At 70.7% G+C, this 16,635-nt stretch carries 15 protein-coding genes; 6 read left to right on the top strand and 9 right to left on the bottom strand.

The window, feature by feature from the left end; genetic code table 11:
• Window positions 1-98: 98 nt before the first annotated feature.
• From OG841_RS36815 to OG841_RS36795, 5 genes are all read right to left on the bottom strand, one after another.
• Window positions 99-1,337, bottom strand: a complete 1,239-nt coding sequence (locus OG841_RS36815) for an MFS transporter (RefSeq protein ID WP_371568587.1) — start codon at window positions 1,335-1,337, stop codon at window positions 99-101.
• A 25-nt stretch (window positions 1,338-1,362) separates the two neighbouring features.
• A complete protein-coding gene (locus tag OG841_RS36810) occupies window positions 1,363-2,793 on the bottom strand; it encodes a CitMHS family transporter (RefSeq protein ID WP_365120306.1) in 1,431 nt (476 codons plus the stop codon).
• Window positions 2,794-2,931: 138 nt separating this feature from the next.
• Window positions 2,932-5,169: a molybdopterin oxidoreductase family protein gene (locus tag OG841_RS36805; protein WP_371568584.1), complete on the bottom strand. Its 2,238-nt coding sequence runs from the start codon at window positions 5,167-5,169 to the stop codon at window positions 2,932-2,934.
• Window positions 5,170-5,246: 77 nt separating this feature from the next.
• Complete coding sequence (locus OG841_RS36800) at window positions 5,247-5,867, bottom strand: TetR/AcrR family transcriptional regulator (protein ID WP_326669955.1); 621 nt, start codon at window positions 5,865-5,867, stop codon at window positions 5,247-5,249.
• A gap of 64 nt (window positions 5,868-5,931) precedes the next feature.
• Entirely contained in the window at window positions 5,932-6,888 is a 957-nt protein-coding gene (locus tag OG841_RS36795) for a hypothetical protein (protein WP_371568581.1), read from the bottom strand.
• A 173-nt stretch (window positions 6,889-7,061) separates the two neighbouring features.
• Here OG841_RS36795 and hmgA point away from each other — a divergent pair, with 173 nt between their 5' ends.
• The 3 genes from hmgA to OG841_RS36780 are packed head-to-tail and all read left to right on the top strand — an operon-like array spanning window position 7,062 to window position 10,366.
• Window positions 7,062-8,408, top strand: a complete 1,347-nt coding sequence (gene hmgA / locus OG841_RS36790; protein ID WP_365120313.1) for a homogentisate 1,2-dioxygenase — start codon at window positions 7,062-7,064, stop codon at window positions 8,406-8,408.
• A 27-nt stretch (window positions 8,409-8,435) separates the two neighbouring features.
• Window positions 8,436-9,185, top strand: coding sequence for a GntR family transcriptional regulator (locus tag OG841_RS36785; protein WP_371568577.1), 750 nt, complete (start codon window positions 8,436-8,438; stop codon window positions 9,183-9,185).
• Window positions 9,186-9,211: 26 nt separating this feature from the next.
• The gene (locus tag OG841_RS36780) at window positions 9,212-10,366 is read left to right on the top strand and encodes a type ISP restriction/modification enzyme (RefSeq protein ID WP_365120316.1); all 1,155 of its coding nucleotides are present in this window, start codon (window positions 9,212-9,214) and stop codon (window positions 10,364-10,366) included.
• Here the strand turns inward: OG841_RS36780 and OG841_RS36775 are convergent.
• Window positions 10,363-11,076 carry a TetR/AcrR family transcriptional regulator gene (locus OG841_RS36775; protein ID WP_328637431.1) on the bottom strand — a complete coding sequence of 238 codons (714 nt, stop codon included), beginning with the start codon at window positions 11,074-11,076 and terminating at the stop codon, window positions 10,363-10,365. The genes OG841_RS36780 and OG841_RS36775 overlap by 4 nt on opposite strands.
• 63 nt (window positions 11,077-11,139) lie before the next feature.
• On the opposite strand from OG841_RS36775, the gene OG841_RS36770 reads away from it, so the two are divergent.
• Both OG841_RS36770 and OG841_RS36765 read left to right on the top strand, forming a co-directional pair.
• A complete protein-coding gene (locus OG841_RS36770; RefSeq protein ID WP_328637432.1) occupies window positions 11,140-12,078 on the top strand; it encodes an ATP-binding cassette domain-containing protein in 939 nt (312 codons plus the stop codon).
• Window positions 12,075-12,857: an ABC transporter permease gene (locus tag OG841_RS36765; protein WP_371568573.1), complete on the top strand. Its 783-nt coding sequence runs from the start codon at window positions 12,075-12,077 to the stop codon at window positions 12,855-12,857. The genes OG841_RS36770 and OG841_RS36765 overlap by 4 nt, the downstream gene beginning before the upstream one ends.
• A 243-nt stretch (window positions 12,858-13,100) precedes the next feature.
• Here the strand turns inward: OG841_RS36765 and OG841_RS36760 are convergent, their stop codons facing one another.
• The 3 genes from OG841_RS36760 to OG841_RS36750 all read right to left on the bottom strand — a co-directional run bounded on the left by OG841_RS36760 (window position 13,101) and on the right by OG841_RS36750 (window position 14,860).
• Window positions 13,101-13,370, bottom strand: a complete 270-nt coding sequence (locus OG841_RS36760; RefSeq protein WP_059207754.1) for a hypothetical protein — start codon at window positions 13,368-13,370, stop codon at window positions 13,101-13,103.
• Between the two features lie 126 nt (window positions 13,371-13,496).
• A complete protein-coding gene (locus OG841_RS36755; RefSeq protein ID WP_371568569.1) occupies window positions 13,497-14,321 on the bottom strand; it encodes an anti-sigma factor in 825 nt (274 codons plus the stop codon).
• Window positions 14,318-14,860 carry a sigma-70 family RNA polymerase sigma factor gene (locus tag OG841_RS36750; protein WP_328637435.1) on the bottom strand — a complete coding sequence of 181 codons (543 nt, stop codon included), beginning with the start codon at window positions 14,858-14,860 and terminating at the stop codon, window positions 14,318-14,320. The genes OG841_RS36755 and OG841_RS36750 overlap by 4 nt, the downstream gene beginning before the upstream one ends.
• 207 nt (window positions 14,861-15,067) lie before the next feature.
• On the opposite strand from OG841_RS36750, the gene OG841_RS36745 reads away from it, so the two are divergent.
• On the top strand, window positions 15,068-16,603 hold the full coding sequence (locus OG841_RS36745; RefSeq protein WP_371568567.1) for a DUF4331 domain-containing protein: 1,536 nt from the start codon (window positions 15,068-15,070) through the stop codon (window positions 16,601-16,603).
• Window positions 16,604-16,635 lie beyond the last annotated feature (32 nt).

The raw sequence follows: 16,635 nt of genomic DNA, 5'->3' as shown, positions 1-16,635 counted from the left end.
CGGTCCTCCGATTCAGACGATTTCCATACAAATCGCTCTTTCGGCAGCACTCTCCTTTATGTGCGCAGCGGTCATGCGCATCGACGCCCGGCGCGCCGTCAGATATCGCTCGTGCGGCGCAATCCCGGGCGTTTCGGCCGCTTTCCCGCGTCCGACCCCGGTTTTTCGGGCGGCCCCGGCGACCGCAGTGCCACTCCCGCCGAGAGCAGCAGCAAGGTCCCGAGCATCACGAACGGCGCCGCCGCGCCCACGACGCCCGCGACGAGGCCCGCGGTGGCCGGTGCGGCGACCTGGCCGAGGCGGTTGCCGGTCAGCCGCAGGGCGAGCGCGGTGGAGCGGGCGCCGTCGGGGGCGGCCTGGACGACCGTCGTCATGGACAGCGGCTGTCCGACGCCGAGACAGAAGCCGAGCACGGCGAGCATGACGGCCAGCGCCCACACCGGGACCGGCAGCGCGATGCCCGCGCACAGCAGGGCCGCCAGCACACACGTCACGGTCAGCAGCAACGCGCGCCCCAGCAGCCGTAGCAGGGGAGTCAGTACCAGGCGGCAGGCGATGGTGGCGGCCGCGCGCAGGCTCAGTAGCAGGCCGATCACCGAGGGGGCGATGCCCCGGTGTTCGCCGACCACCGGAAGGTACGCGGTGAGGATGTCCGTGGCGGACAGCACGGACAGGCTCACGAAGATGCCCCCGGGCACGCCCCGGGACCGCAGGATGTGCCCGACGGGAACCCGGTCGCCTGGTCCGGTACGGGACGTGGCCGCCGTGTCGCGGTGCTCGATGCGCCACAACGACGTGCACGCGACCGCCGCTCCGGCGCCCGCGACGAGCAGCGCCAGCGCACTCGTGCCCGCCATGTCGGAGCCGCCGATCAGCGCGCCCGCCGCGATCGGGCCGACCAGTTGGCCGAGAGAGGCGCCGATGGTGAAGTGGCCGAAGTTGCGGTCCTGTTCGTGCGGTGCGGACTGGCGGGCGACGAGCGACTGGGCACCGATGACGAAGCTGAGGTGGCCGAGGCCCATCACCCCGCTCCAGACCGCCATCGTCCACAGCGAGTCGGCGAGGCCGCTGAGCGCACAGCCGCCGGAGATCAGGACCACACCGACGGGCAGCAGCGGCGCACAACGTCCGTGATCCGTACGGCGGCCCAGCGGGACCGCCGCGAACAGCGGGAGCAGCGCGTAGACACCGGCGATGACACCGATCGCCCGTTCGTCCGCACCCAGCGCGAGAGCCCGGTAGGAGACGGCGGGCCGAGCCATCGACACCGCCCCCTGCGCGAAGCTGAAGGCGATGACGAGGCGGAGCAGCCAGCCGCGGTTCCCACCGGGCGCCATGGTTCAAGTCCTCCGTGGAAGCAGGTCAGATGATCCCGAAGAGGATGCCCGCCCCAAGGATGATCAGACAGGTGAGCGCCGCCCACTTGACCACGAACCTGGTGTGGTCGCCGAACTCGACCTTGGCCATGCCGACCAGGACGTACACGGCCGGGACGAGCGGGCTCGACATGTGCAGCGGCTGGCCGACGAGGGAGGCGCGGGCCATCTCCAGCGGGGTGACGCCGTGCGCCGCGCCGGCCTCGGCGAGGACCGGGAGGACGCCGAAGTAGAAACCGTCGTTGGACATGAAGTAGGTGAGCGGGAGGCTCAGGATGCCGGTGACGAGGGCCATGTGCGGGCCCATGCCCTCGGGGATGACGTCCACCATCCAGCGTGCCATGTGGTCGACCATGCCGGTGCCCTGGAGGACGCCGGTGAACACGGCGGCGGCGAAGACCATGCCGGAGACGTTGAGGACGTTGTCGGCGTGGGCGGCCAGGCGGGCCTTCTGGTCCGGGATGTGCGGGAAGTTCACGGTGAGCGCGAGCGCGGCGCCGATCAGGAACAGCACCGGGATCGGCAGCCACTCCATGATCATGGCGGTGAGCAGGGTGAGCGTGAGCAGCGCGTTGAACCAGTAGAGCTTGGGACGCAGGGTGGCCCGGTTCGGGTCGAGGACCTGGAAGCGCTCCGCGTCGCCTTCCTCGGCGTCGGCGTCGGCGTCGGTGCCGGAGCCGGAGCCGCCGGTGACCTTGTCCGTACCGGAGGCACCGGGGCCAGAGGCACCGGAACCCGCGCCGACCAGGACCGTCTCGGTCTCCTCGACCTTCTCCTCGACCAGGACCTCGTTCAGGGTGAGCACGCCCAGCCGCTTGCGCTCGCGCTTGCCGAGCACGTACGAGAGGACGAAGACGCCCAGCAGGCCGACGGCCAGGGCCGGGATCATCGGGACGAAGATGTCACTGGCGTCGAGCTTCAGCGCGGTGGCGGCGCGGGCCGTCGGGCCGCCCCAGGGCAGCGTGTTCATCACGCCGTTGGCCATGGCGGCGACACCGGTCATCACGACCAGGCTCATCTTCAGGCGCTTGTACAGCGGGTACATCGCCGAGACGGTGATCATGAAGGTGGTCGAGCCGTCGCCGTCGAGGGAGACGATCGCGGCGAGGATCGCCGTGCCGACGACGATCCGCATCGGGTCGGCCTTCGCGAACTTCAGGATGCCGCGGACGACCGGGTCGAAGAGGCCGACGTCGATCATCACGCCGAAGTAGACGATCGCGAACATGAGCATCGCCGCGGTGGGGGCGAGGCTGGTGACGCCGTCGATGACGTAGTCACCGAGCTTGGCGCCCTTCCCGACGAAGACGCAGAACAGCGCCGGAATCAGTACGAGCGCCGCGATCGGCGACATCTTCTTCATCATGATCAGGACCAGGAAGGTCGCGATCATGGCGAAGCCGAGGATGGTCAGCATGAGTGGATACCTAACGTTCGCCCTTGAACTCCCACCGGAGTCGGCAGTGCGATGACGTTAGGTCCCGTCAAGCGGCGTTAACAAGACGTTGACATGCGAGCAATAAGCGCAAAACTGCTGGTCACAGCTTTGCGCTGCTCACAGCGCCGCTACGGTGGCCAGTTTTACGGGTATGCCGTTGAGGACCGCGTTGCCCGAGAGCGGGTCGAGCAGGCTGCCGTCGAGGAGCTGGTTGACGTTGACGCCGGGGTCCTTGAGGGCATGGCTGAGCCGGGTGCCGGGCCGGTTGTGGCCCCAGCCGTGCGGCAGGCTGACCACGCCGGGGCGCACGCCGTCGGTCACCTCGGCTTCGGTGACCACCTCTCCCCCGGCGCCCTTGACCCGCACCGCGGCGCCGTCCTTCAGTCCGAGCCGCTCGGCGTCCTCGGGGTGGATCTGCAGGGTGCAGCGGTTGGTGCCGCCGGTGAGGGCGGGGACGTTGTGCATCCAGCTGTTGTTGGAGCGCAGGTGCCGGCGGCCGACAAGGACGAGCCCGTCGGCCTGATGCCGCAGGGCCTCGCGCAGCCGGGGCAGGTCGTCCGCGAGGGGCCCCGGCAGCAGTTCGACCTTGCCGCTCCTGGTCTTCAGCGGCTGCGGCAGCCGGGACCCGAGCGGTCCGAGGTCGATGCCGTGCGGATGCGCGAGCAGCTTGGTGAGGCTCAGCCCGTCCGGTCGTACGCCGAAACCGTCGCCGTAGGGGCCGAGGCGCAGCATCATGTCGAGCCGCCGCTCGGGGCCGGTGTCGCCGACGAGTGCGGCGGCGAGTTCGTCCGGCTCGCGGCCGTGCACGGGCGAGTGGGCGTCCTTGACGGCCTTGCCGAGGGTCTGGCCGATCACCAGGTCGTCCACGGCGGACGGGTCGGCGCCGTGCATGCCGGTCGCGGCGAGGACCAGCCGGGCGAGGATCTCCGTCTCCGCCATCCGGCCGGGCTCCAGCGGGACGGCGGGGCGGGTGTAGCGGACCTGGTTGCGCACGGCGAGGGTGTTGAAGGCGAAGTCGTGGTGCGGGCTCTGGGAGGGCGGGGGCGGCGGCAGCACGACGTGGGCGTGGCGCGAGGTCTCGTTCAGGTACGGGTCCACGCTGACCATGAAGTCGAGCGAGCCGAGGGCCTTGTCGAGCCGGTCGCCGTCGGGGGCGGACAGCACGGGGTTGGCGGCGACGGCGATCAGCGCGCGGACCGGCTCGCCCTCCGTGGTCGCGGTGTCGATCTCCTCGGCGAGCGCGGAGAGCGGCAACTCGCCCTTGGCCTCCGGGTGTCGGCTCACCCGGGAGTGCCAGCGCCCGAGCGCGAATCCGTGGCTGGGTCCCGCGGGCCGGGGCGTCCGGTCGGTGGCCGCCTGCGGGAAGAGCGCGCCGCCGGGCCGGTCGAGGTTGCCGGTGAGGATGTTGAGCACGTCGACGAGCCAGCTGGCCAGGGTGCCGTGCGGGACGGTGCAGCTGCCGATGCGGCCGTATACGGCGGCGGTCGGAGCCGCGGCCAGTTCGCGGGCGAGGGCGCGTGTCACGTCGGCGTCCACGTCACAGGCGTCGGCGACGGCTTCGGGAGTGAAGTCCTGTACGGCTTCCCGGAGTTCGTCGAGTCCTTGGAGGTGTGGGGTCAACTCCCCCGTGTCCACGAGGCCTTCCTCGAAGAGCACGTACACCATGGCGGCGAGAAGCAGCGCGTCCGCACCGGGCCGGATGGCGATGTGCCGGTCGGCGAGCTTTGCGGTGCGGGTGCGGCGGGGGTCGATGACGGTGAGGGTGCCACCGCGCGCCTTGAGCGCCTTGAGCTTGCCGGGGAAGTCGGGGGCGGTGCACAGACTCCCGTTGGACTCCAGGGGGTTGGCGCCGATGAGCAGCAGATGGTCGGTGTGGTCGAGGTCCGGCACGGGGATCGCGTTGGCGTCGCCGTACAACAGCCCGCTGGAGACGTGCTTGGGCATCTGGTCGACCGTGGACGCGGTGAACACGCTCCGGGTGCCGAGCCCGGCGAGCAGCACCGGCGGGTAGAGGGCGCCGGCCATGGTGTGCACGTTGGGGTTGCCGAGGACGACCCCGACGGAGTTCGCCCCGTGGCGGTCGACGACGCCCCGGATTCCGGCGGCGACCGCGTCGAAGGCCTCCTCCCAGGTGGCCTCGCGCAGTTCCCCGTCCCGTCGGACGAGGGGTGTGCGCAGCCGGTCGGGGTCCCCGTCGACGGCGCCGAAGGACGCCCCCTTCGGGCAGATGAACCCCTTGCTGAACACGTCGTCATGGTCGCCGCGGGCGCCGGTGACCCGGGTCCCCTCGACGGTGAGCGTCAGACCACAGGTGGCCTCGCACAGGGGGCAGATACGCAGAGCGGTGCGGGACACGGGTCCTCCCGGGGCAGCGGTGCCTGTCGAGGTGAGCATACCGACCGGTACGGATGGAGGGGAGGGGGTGTGGACGGTCAGTCCAGAACCCTCGCCAGATAGGCGCGCAGCAGCTCCCGGGTCTCCTGGATGATCCGCTCGTCCCCCTCGGGGGCCATCCGGAAGGCCAGGTGGACCAGGGTGTCGGCGGTCTCCACGGCGATGAGGAAGGTGCGGCGCAGGTCGTCGTCCGGTTCCCGGGCGAGGTAGCCGGACAGGAGCTCGGTGAGGCGGTCGGCGACCCGGTGGTTGGGTTCCGCGTGACGGGCGCCGACGGGGATCTGGTTGCCGAAGTCGACGAGGGAGAAGCCGGGGGCGGTGCGCTTCATGGCGAGGTACTCGTCGAGGACGACGTCCATCGCCGTACGCCAGCCTCCTTCCTCGCCCGACTCCTTGAGGCGGTCGGTGACGCCCTCCGTGAAACGCTCCAGGTTGCGCTGGGCCAGCGCGTCGACCATCTGCCGCTTGTTGCCGAAGAAGCGGTAGACGGAGCCGATGGGCACGCCGGCGCGCAGGGCGACGGCACGGGTGCTGAGGGCGTCGTAGCCGACCTCGTCGAGCAGGTCGGCGCAGGCGTCGAGAATTCTGGTCAGCCGTTCGGCACTGCGCCGCTGCACGGGGGCGCGGCGAAGCGAGGTCGCTTGGGGCACAGGCTTCATGATGCCTTTCCGCCGCGGTCCGGTGAACCCTGCCACCTGGTACGGGTCCGGGGGCCTGCGGCACTCATCGGCCACCGCCGACGCTCGCCGCGAGCCGCGCTTCGCGCTCCGGGCCCGGAACACCGCCGCCCGCACTCGCCACGGTCCGCACCTCCCAGGCACCGCCACCCGCACCCATGGCCGACCGCCACCCCGAAGCCGCACCACCAGCACTCACACCACCCACCGGGCCCGGAACACCGCCGCCCGCACTCGCCACGGTCCGCACCTCCCAGGCACCGCCACCCGCACCCATGGCCGACCGCCACCCCGAAGCCGCACCACCAGCGCTCACACCGCCCTCCGGACCCGGAACATCGCCGCCCGCGCGCATGATCAGTCGCGCACCGGAAGCACCGCCGCCCGCACCAGTACCGGCCCGCGATTCCCAGCCGCCGCCCGCACTCGCCGCGGTCCGCGATTCCGAGCCGCCGTCCGCGCTTCCCCCGGCCTGCGGGTCCGCAGCGCCGCTCCCCGTCGGTTGTGGTTCCGAGGCCGTGACGTCCGCCGTGCTCTCCACCGGGGCGCCGTCCACGGCCCACACGGTGCCGTCGTCGGCGTACAGCCGGGCGGTGACCTTGTGGGTGCCCTGGGGGACGTACGCGGCCGCGAGGCGGCAGGACGGGGCGCGGAGGGTGGTGACGGGACGGTCGTCCACGAAGACGACGGCGACGCCGCGGCCGGAGACCGCCTTCGCCTTTGTCCCGGTGGGCGAGAAGGTGAAGTGCTCGACGGTCAGGCGCAGCGACCAGCTGTCGTCGGTGTTCGGCTGCACCTCTATGCCCACGTCGGGGGCGTTGCCCTTGTCCACCTCGCGGTAGTGCCGCCCCTCCTCATCGGTGTCGTCGAGGACCTTGCCCACCGGTGAGACCGACTGTCCGTCCTTGCGCTCCTGCGCCCCACTGGCGCCACAGCTCACGGATCCGGTCACCAGCACGACACAGACCGCGAGCAGGGCAATGAGTCCCCGCGTCCACGACATGCCCGGGAGCGTAGAACACAGGTCCGACACCGCGAATCCCCCTGGGGTCTGGTTCTCGCTCTCCTCCCTGAGGAGGTCACGGCGGGGAGATCGGTTCCACGGAACGGCCTCTTGCGCCGATGAAACCGCAATCCTACGGTGTTCCATAGGAATCAGACCGCAAGGGAGCGATCATGACCGGGGACACAGCGATCACGCGCGGCGACGCACGCAAGGCCGCCGAGGGCCTGGCCCACCTCTCCGGATTCGGCAACGAGCACGCCTCGGAGGCCGTCCCGGGCGCCCTGCCCGAGGGCCGCAACGCCCCGCAGCGCGCCCCCCTCGGCCTGTACGCGGAGCAGCTCAGCGGTACGGCGTTCACCGAGCCCCGCGCCCACAACCGCCGCTCCTGGCTGTACCGGATCCGCCCCTCCGCCGCGCACCCGGCGTTCACCCACACCCACAACGGCCGGATCCGCACGGCCCCCTTCACCGAGTCGGTCCCGGACCCCAACCGGCTGCGCTGGAACCCCCTGCCGGAGCCGGCCGAGGGCACCGACTTCCTCGCCGGCCTGTGGACCCTCGGCGGCAACGGCGACGTCACCCAGCGCACCGGTATGGCCGTGCACCTCTACCACGCCACCGATTCCATGGACCGCGTCTTCAGCGACGCCGACGGCGAGCTGCTGATCGTCCCGGAGCGCGGCGGGCTGTTGCTGCGCACGGAGTTCGGACTCCTGCATGTGGAGCCGGGCCATGTGGCGCTGATCCCTCGCGGGGTCCGCTTCCGTGTGGAGCTGCTGGACGAGTCCGCGCGCGGCTATGTGTGCGAGAACTACGGGGCGCCCTTCCAACTCCCCGACCTGGGGCCGATCGGCGCCAACGGCCTCGCCAACCCCCGTGACTTCCGGGCTCCCGTCGCCGCCTACGAGGACGTCGAGGGGCCGGTGGAGGTGGTCAACAAGTTCTGCGGCAACCTCTGGACCGCGACCTACGACCACTCCCCGCTCGACGTGGTCGCCTGGCACGGCAACCATGTGCCGTACGTCTACGACCTGCGCCGCTTCAACGTCATCGGCAGCATCTCCTACGACCACCCCGACCCGTCGATCTTCACCGTACTGACGTCCCCGTCGGACACCCCCGGGCTGGCCGGCGTCGACTTCGTCGTGTTCGCACCGCGCTGGCTGGTCGGCGAGGACACCTTCCGGCCGCCGTACTTCCACCGGAACGTGATGAGCGAGTACATGGGACTGATCGAGGGCGCCTACGACGCGAAGTCCTCCGGAGAAGGGGGCTTCGTGCCCGGCGGCGGCTCGCTGCACAACATGATGTCGGCGCACGGGCCGGACCGGGAGACGTTCGACCGGGCGAGCGCGGCCGAGCTGAAGCCGCAGAAGGTCGACGACGGGCTCGCGTTCATGTTCGAGACGCGCTGGCCGGTGACGCTCACCGCGCACGCGGCCCGGGCGGACCACCTCCAGCCGCACTACGACGACGTGTGGCGCGGCCTCGAACGTCACTTCCGCCCGTTGCACTGACCGATCCGCGGAAGGTACGGATAGCCCGTGACCTCCTTCGCCCCGGACTCGATCGTCCTGAACCGCAAGCTGCCGCTCTGGTACCAGGTGTCGCAGTCCCTGCGCGCCTCGATACTCGGCCGCTCACCGCAGGACCCGCTGCGCCTGCCCACCGAGGAACAGCTGGCCGGCCACTACGGCGTGAGCGTGCTGACCATGCGGCAGGCGCTGAAGGAGCTGGAGGACGAGGGGCTGATCAGCCGCCACCGTCGCCGGGGCACCTTCATCGAGCCGGACGCCCGTCGGGGCACCCCCGTCCGGCTGCTCGGCTCGGTGGACGCGATCTTGGCCCAGCAGTCCGGTATGACGACCGAGCTGCTGGAGCACGGCAAGTCGCCCGTGCCGCCCGAACTCGCCGAGTACTTCCCGGAATTGGACGAGGTGGCCGCGTACCACCGACTGCGCAGCGACGAGCAGACGGGTGAGCCGACCAACCATGCCCGCAACTACGTCCGCCCCGAACTGGCCGCGCGCATCGACCCGTCGGATCTGGCGCGCCGGCCGATGACCAAGGTGCTGCGGGACGTCGTCGGGGCGGACATCAGCCGCATCACGGACACCGTGGAGGCGCGCCTCGCGGATCCCGAGACCGCTCGGCTGCTCCAAGTCCCGCTGCTGAGCCCGATCCTCCACTACACGGGGGTCACCTACGACACGGACGGCCGGGTGCTCGACGTGGCGGTGATCCACTACCGGGGCGACCGGTTCTCGTTCACCGTCACCCTGGACGCCACGTGACCGCACTGTCTGTCACAGGTCGTACGATGCCCAGCGTGACGCACGACGACGCTCCGCCGCTGGCGGACCTCATGCCGTGGTCCGTCGCACCGCCGCGGCTCGGCCGGGGGTGGCCGACGGGGCCCGACGCGGCCTCCCTGAAAGCCCGCTGGGACACCCTGTTGAAGGCCGAGGGTCCCGACCGGGAAGCCCTGTTCGAGCCCACCCGCTCCCGTACCCTGCGCTCGGCGATCGGGCAGCTGCCGGGACGGACGGGCGGCACGGAGAAGCTCGCGCGCGCCACCGGGCCCTGCCCGGAGCCGCTACGGGTCCTGCGCGCGCCCTTCGACGAGCAGTGGCTGATCCCGGACCACCGGCTGATCGACGCGGCCCGGCCCGAGCTCTGGCGAGTGGCGGACGAGGACCAGGTTTTCGTGGTGGAGACCCCCACGGACGGCCACGGACCCCAGCTCCTGGCCACCTCCCTCCTCCCCCTGCTCCGTCCCGGCCGGGTCCGCCCCCTGTACCGCCGCCCGGGCGGCACGGAGCCGAACCTGGCACCGGGGCTCCTGAAGCACCTGCGGACGCGCCTCGGGACCACGGTGGAACCCCTGGACGTGCTCGCCTGGATCGTGGCGGCGGTCCGCCCGGACCTCACCGTCCCGCTCACCGACGATCCCGAACTGTGGTCCCGCGGCGTCGAGTCGGGTCACCGCGTCCTCTGGCTGATGCGCCGCGACGGCGACCGCCCGAAGCTGCCCGGAGGCCGCCGCCCCTACGTCCGCGCACCCCTGCCGTCCCGTCCCCTGACCCTGGACTACGACCGCGACGAGGAGGCCCTGCTGCTGGGCGAGGGCCGCATCTCCCCCGTACCGCCGAAGGCCTGGGACTTCGAGGCCGGCGGAGTGCGGGTCCTGGAGCAGTGGTTCACGGCCCGCGTCACGGAACCGGAGCCGGGCACATTGGCCGCGATCCGTCCGGCGACGTGGCCGCAGCCGTGGACATCGGAGCTGCTCGAACTGATCACCGTGCTGGCCCTGCTGGCGGATCTCCAGCCCCTCCAGGACGCATCGACGTCGCGGATCACGGCGAGCGATCTGCGCGAGGCGGGGGTCCTGCCCGTCCCGGACTCGGCCCGCAGGCCGGCCTCGGTCCTGGACGGCCACGAGGAGGGGCCGGAGGGGCAGCTCACCCTGCTCTAGCTTCTGGGCGCGAAGCCGTCCAGGACCCGCTCCAGCATCCTTTCGAACACCGCGTCCAGATCGATCGGCCCCGCGTCCTCCATGAACGACGCCGCCAGCCGCGGATACGCCCCCGACGCCACCTGACTACCGAGATACGCGATCCGCACCGCGTTCTCCTGCTCCTGCGACCACGGCAGCGACCGCACCCGCTCCGCCGTGGACAACTCGTTCGAGACGTACGTCGTCACACACCCGTTGAGCATCGCGACCAGCTCGATCTTCGTGCCGCTGGCGGCGTCCAGCGGGTCGAGGCAGGCGAGGCAGTGCTCCAGATAGCGCAGGGCGTTGGGGCTGAAGCCGTACACCCCTGACATCAGCCGCACCATCCAGGCGTGCCGGTGCATGAGCGCCTTGGTCTGGCGCGCGTTGCGGAGCATGTCGGCCCGCCAGTCACCGGTCGGCTCGAACAGCTCGTGCTCCCCGCTGACCGCGTCCACCATCAGCTCGTACAGGTCCTCCTTACGGGGGACGTAGTTGTACAGCGACATCGTCCCGCAACCCAGTTCGGCCGCGACGTGCCGCATGGACACCGCCTCCAGGCCCCCGGCATCCGCGAGCCGCACCGCCGCGGCAGCGATGTCCGCCCTGGTGAACGCGGGCCTGGGCCCACGCCCCGTCCGCTCAGGACGCGCCCAGATCACTTCGGGTACGGCCGCTCGGCCCGCCATCGATCATCACCTCGGCCACCATCCTAGTTACGTACAGCGTACGTAGTGCGCTATGGTCCTGCCATGACTTCTACGTACGCTGTACTTAGTGAAGGTCTGGAGAAGCGATTCGGGGAGGTCCATGCCCTGCGCGGTCTCGATCTCGCGGTCGCGCCGGGCACGGTCTGCGGCATCCTCGGCAGCAACGGCGCGGGCAAGACCACGGCCGTACGGCTGCTGACCACGCTGCTGCGGCCGGACGCCGGTTCCGCGCGGGTCGCCGGACACGACCTCGTCCGGGAACCGGAGGCCGTACGCCGCGCCATCGCCGTCACCGGGCAGTACGCCTCGGTCGACGGGGACCTCACCGGGCGGCAGAACCTCAGGCTGTTCGCCCGGCTGCACCGCGTGCGGGGGCCGGCCGAGCGGGCCGCCGAGCTGCTCGAACGCTTCGGGCTGACCGAGTCCGCCGACCGGGCCGCGTCCACCTACTCGGGGGGCATGCGCCGCCGTCTGGACCTGGCGGCGAGCCTGATCCGCCGCCCCGAGATCCTGTTCCTCGACGAGCCGACGACCGGCCTCGACCCGGCCAGCCGCAACCTCATCCGGGACGCCGTGCGCGACCTCACCGCGGACGGCACGACCGTGCTGCTGACCACGCAGTACCTGGAGGAGGCCGACCAACTGGCCCATGACATCGCCCTGGTGGACAAGGGGCGGGTCGCGCACACGGGTTCGCCGTCCCAGCTCAAGGCGTTGATCGGGGCGCATGTCGAGGTCGTCGTCGCGGACGCGGAGGTCCTGACGAAGGCGGCCGGGGTCCTCGACCAACTCACCGGCGGGCAGCCGTCGTTCGACCACGTCCGCAACTCGGTCGGCGCGGTCACCCGGGACACCACGCTCACGCTGCCCCGGCTGGTGCGTGAACTGGACGCGGCGGGGGTGCCGTTGCTCGACGCGAGCATCCGGCCACCGACCCTCGACGACGTCTTCCTGCGACTCACCAAGGAGGTTGCGGCATGAGCATGTTGGCCCACGACGGCACCGCGATGCTGGGCCGTCAGCTGCAGCGGATCCGGAACACCCCGGGGCTGCTGATCCTGACCCAGACCATGCCGATCACCATGCTGCTGTTCTTCGGCTATGTCTTCGGCAGCGCGCTGGCGATGCCGGGCGAGGAGTACCGGTCCTTCCTGGTGCCGGGCCTGCTGGTGGCGACGGCGGCGAACGGGATCATGACCGGGATGTTCCAGGCGGCCCAGGACGTCCACCGGGGCGTGACGGACCGGCTGCGCACCCTGCCGATCAGCCGGGCGGCCGTGCCGCTGGGACAGTCGGTCGCGGACGTGCTGGTCACCGCAGCCGGCATGGTGCCGTTCCTGCTGGTGGGGCTCGCGGTGGGCTGGCGCGTGGAGAAGTCCGCGCTGCAAGCGGTGGGCGCCGTGGGGCTGTTGCTGCTGTTCCGGTTCGCGACCACCTGGATCGGCATCTACCTCGGCCTGCTCACCCGGAGCGAGGAGGCCGCCGGTCAACTGGGCGGTGCGACGTTCATCCTGCCGCTGCTGTCCAACGCGTACATCCCGACCGAGGGGCTGCCCGGCTGGCTGCGCACCCTCGCCGAGTGGAACCCCATCAGCGCGGTGACCACGGCCCTGCGGGACCTGTTCGGCAACGCCCCGGTGCCGGAGGGGGCCGCCTGGCCGGTGGCCCACCCGATCGCCGGGTCACTGATGTGGTGTGCGGTGCTGCTCGCGGTCGTCGCGCCGCTGGCCGTACGGCGGTACGCGCAGGGCGAGGGCTGAACGCCTCTTGCCGGGAGGGGAGTTCGGGCCCTGCCGGGGCCCGGGCCGACCTCGGAGTGCATGACAAGTCTGGTGTGCTTGTGGACTGAGGTGGGGACGTGCCCCGCGCTCGACCGATTCACCTGGATCGTGCTGCATGCCGTGGGGATGACGGACGGGAGGGCAGCACGACGCCGGGGTGGCGCGACCGGCCGAGCGCGGGTCGGGACGTCCGAGCCCAGGGGGCCCGGCGAGCCGTACGGCTCAGCGCCCGCCGAACAGCGAACGGCGCAGTCGGCGCAGGGGCGCGAACAGCGAGACGCGGCGCACCCGCGCACCCCTGTCACTGCGCTCCTGCTTGGTGGTGTCACGCGCGGTCAGCTCACGCATCAGCGACGTCGCCTCGGCCGCCTCTCGCTGCGGGACGGCAGGTCCCGACAGCACCGAGAGATGGCGGTCGAGGCGCGAACTGGTCGCGCTGCTCCCGCAGGTGATCGCAGGGACCCTCGCCCTGCGCACTGCTATCTGTTCCATGTCACTCCCCACCCGTACGAGTCCACCCGGCCCGGGCAGGGTAACCCTATCGCCCCGTCGGGGCACACGTGTATCGGCGTCACAGGATTCACCTTCCCCGCAAGGGTGTTGACGACCCCTCCATGATTACTCTCCGAATCCAACCGATTTCAGGGCGAGTTGGACAACTGGCTGGGTAGTGGGCTGCGGGGAGCCCCCATCGGGCTCGACGGTCACAGCGAGTGATGTCGCGGACTTGTCGAGTCCGGTCGCGACCAAGGGCGTGTCGGCGGCGAAGAGCCCGAGGGAGCGCGGTTGCTCGTTGGGGCGCATGAGCCACAGCTGGCGCACGCGGCCGCTCGGGGGCGCGCTGTACCCGCTCAGGGTGACGACCGCGCGCCCCTCCGATGCGGAAGCGATCACTCCGATGGTGCGGCCCTGTGCGTCCTGCCCCCGGGTCGCCGCTGCGTCCGCGGCCTGGAGAACGTGGGCGATCTCACTGGCCTGGGCCTTCTGCGCGTCCAGTTCGTCCTGTGTCCGGTTGGCCTGAACGGCGAACAGCGAGGCGACGACAAGTGCCGCGGCCGCGGTGGCCGTCGCGAACGGTACGAACAGCGGACGCCTCTGACGCTGCCTGGGCGGCGGCTGGGCCCCCCAGACATGGGGCGGCAGCTGCGACTTGCGCGCCCGTACCGGCTCCGGCCGCGCCCGTACCGGCTCCGGCCGTACGGCGGGCTCCTGCGGGAGGGTGCGGACGGCGGCCAGCACCCGGTCGCGCATCGCGATCGGCGGCGGAGCGGCGGCCGACCACGCGAGCCGCACCGCGTCCTCGGACAGCGCACGCACTTCCGCCGCACAGCTGTCGCAGTCCTTGAGGTGCCTCTCGAAGCGGGCCCGCTCGGCGGGCTCCAGGGCGTCGAGAGCGTACGGGGCCGCGAGGGAGTGCAGATCTTCCCGGCGGAAGAGGCTCACGCCGCACCTCCCAGGCACTCCCGCAAGCGGGTCAGTCCGTCACGCATCCGCGTCTTCACCGTGCCCAGCGGCAGCGAGAGCCGCTCGGCCACTTCACGGTACGTGTAGCCGTCGTAGTAGGCGAGGGTGACGGACTGGCGCTGGAGTTCGGTCAGACGCTCCAGACACCGGCGCACCCACTCGCGTTCGAGGCCCGCCTCGACCTCCTCGGTCACCATGTCGAAGGCGGGGTGATGGGACCGGCGTGCCTCGCGCTGATCGCGTTCACCGGCCGCGCGGGCGCTGCGCACCCGGTCGACGGCACGGCGGTGCGCGAGGGTGAGGACCCAGGACAGCGCGCTGCCCCGGCGCGGGTCGAACCGCGCGGCGGACCGCCAGCATTCGAGCAGCACCTCCTGCGACACCTCCTCCGACTGCGCCGGATCACGCACCACACGCCGTACGAGCCCGAACACCGGCCCGGCCACGAGCCCGTAGAGCTCCTCGAATGCCCTCTGGTCCCCTCCCGCCACGAGCATCAGAAGCTCGTCCGCCTCCAACTCGCCGCCCCCTCCCGCAAACCCGCACCTGGGCCGTCCCGTCCCACGAGGTACTCGCAACGCACACACCTCCGTATGGGGTTACGGATCAGAAGGCCGAAAACGCGGGTCGAGCAGCAGAAAAGAAGTTTTGAGATTCGACCAATCCGACCCGCCCACCACTCCGAATCACCGGGCGTCAGGCAAGTTGGACTGAGGACGGACGGCATGACACCTATCTCCAGGAACGGCTCGGGACGCAGCAGCCTTGCGACCCTCATCTGTGGCGCGCTGGCCGCCACTGGGCTCGCAGCCGCCGGCGTGGCCACGCTGGAACCCGGGGCGGCCTCCGCCTCCAGTCACCGGGAGGCCCCGCTGATCTCGGGCGACCCCCAGCACGACAACACGGACTTGTACGCGTTCGTCAGCCCCGACAAGCCCGACTCGACGACGATCGTCGCCAACTGGATCCCCTTCGAGGAGCCCGGCGGCGGCCCGAACTTCTACCAGTTCGCCGAGGACGCGCAGTACGACCTCCACATCGACAACAACGGTGACGGTCAGGGCGATCTGCTGTACCGCTTCACCTTCAAGACGCACGTCAAGAACAAGAAGTCGTTCCTGTACAACACGGGCGCGGTCGAGAGCCTCGACGACCCCGACCTGAACGTCACGCAGACGTACGACATCGAGCTGTTCCAGCTGAAGAACCAGAAGGTCAAGTACAAGACGAAGCTCGCCGACGACATCCCGGTGGCGCCGTCGAACGTCGGCAAGGCCTCCATGCCGAACTACGAGAAGCTGCGCGACCAGGCGGTCTACAAGCTTCCCAACGACTCGACGTCGTTCGCCGGCCAGGCCGACGACCCGTTCTTCGCCGACCTGCGCGTCTTCGACCTTCTGTACGGCGGGAACCTCACCGAGGTCGGCAACGACACGCTCAAGGGCTACAACGTCAACTCGATCGCCCTGCAGGTCCCGACGGACATGATCACCGAGTCCTCGCACCAGCCGGTCGTGGGCATCTGGTCGACGACCCAGCGCAGGAACGCGCAGGGGTACTACTCCCAGGTCTCGCGTCTGGGCAACCCGCTCGTCAACGAGGTCGTCAACCCGCTGAAGGACAAGGACAAGTTCAACGCGTCCGCGCCGTGGGACGACGCCCAGTTCCTCAAGAACGTGACCAACCCCGAACTGCCGAAGCTCATCGAGGCGATCTACAAGATCCCCGCCCCGAAGGAGCCTCGCAACGACCTCGTGGACGTGTTCCTCAAGGGTGTGAAGGGGTTGAACCAGCCGCCCTACGTGCGCCCCGCGGAGGAGCTGCGCCTCAACACGTCCATCAAGCCCACCGATTCTCCGAAGCGGCTCGGTGTGCTTGATGGCGACAACGCCGGATTCCCGAACGGACGGCGGCTGACGGACGACGTGATCGACGCGTCGCTCCAGGTCGTCGAGGGTGAGCTGGTCGGGTCCAAGAACGACCTCGGTGACGCCGTCGACAAGAACGACAAGGACTTCGAGAAGTCGTTCCCGTACGTGGCACTGCCGACCGAGGGGTCCCGGGGGCCGCTGGCCAAGGGGACGTCGTCGGGCAACGACGTCCGCAACCAGCTCGGGGACGCGCTGTCTCCGGCGGGTGCCTCCGGTTCCGGCGACAACATGTCCCTGATCGCCGGGTCCGCGGGCGCCGGTGCGGCCGGGATCGTGCTCATCGGAGCGGCGCTCATGTGGTGGCGCCGGATGCGGCGACGGGCGTACTGAGCGCCGCCTGAGGAACCTGCAAGTCCCCCCTT

This window comes from Streptomyces canus, from assembly GCF_041435015.1.
In the GTDB taxonomy this organism is placed as follows: Bacteria; Actinomycetota; Actinomycetes; order Streptomycetales; family Streptomycetaceae; genus Streptomyces; species Streptomyces canus_G.
Note: the sequence above shows the minus strand (reverse complement) of the source record. Positions and strands in the feature narration are given on the sequence as shown.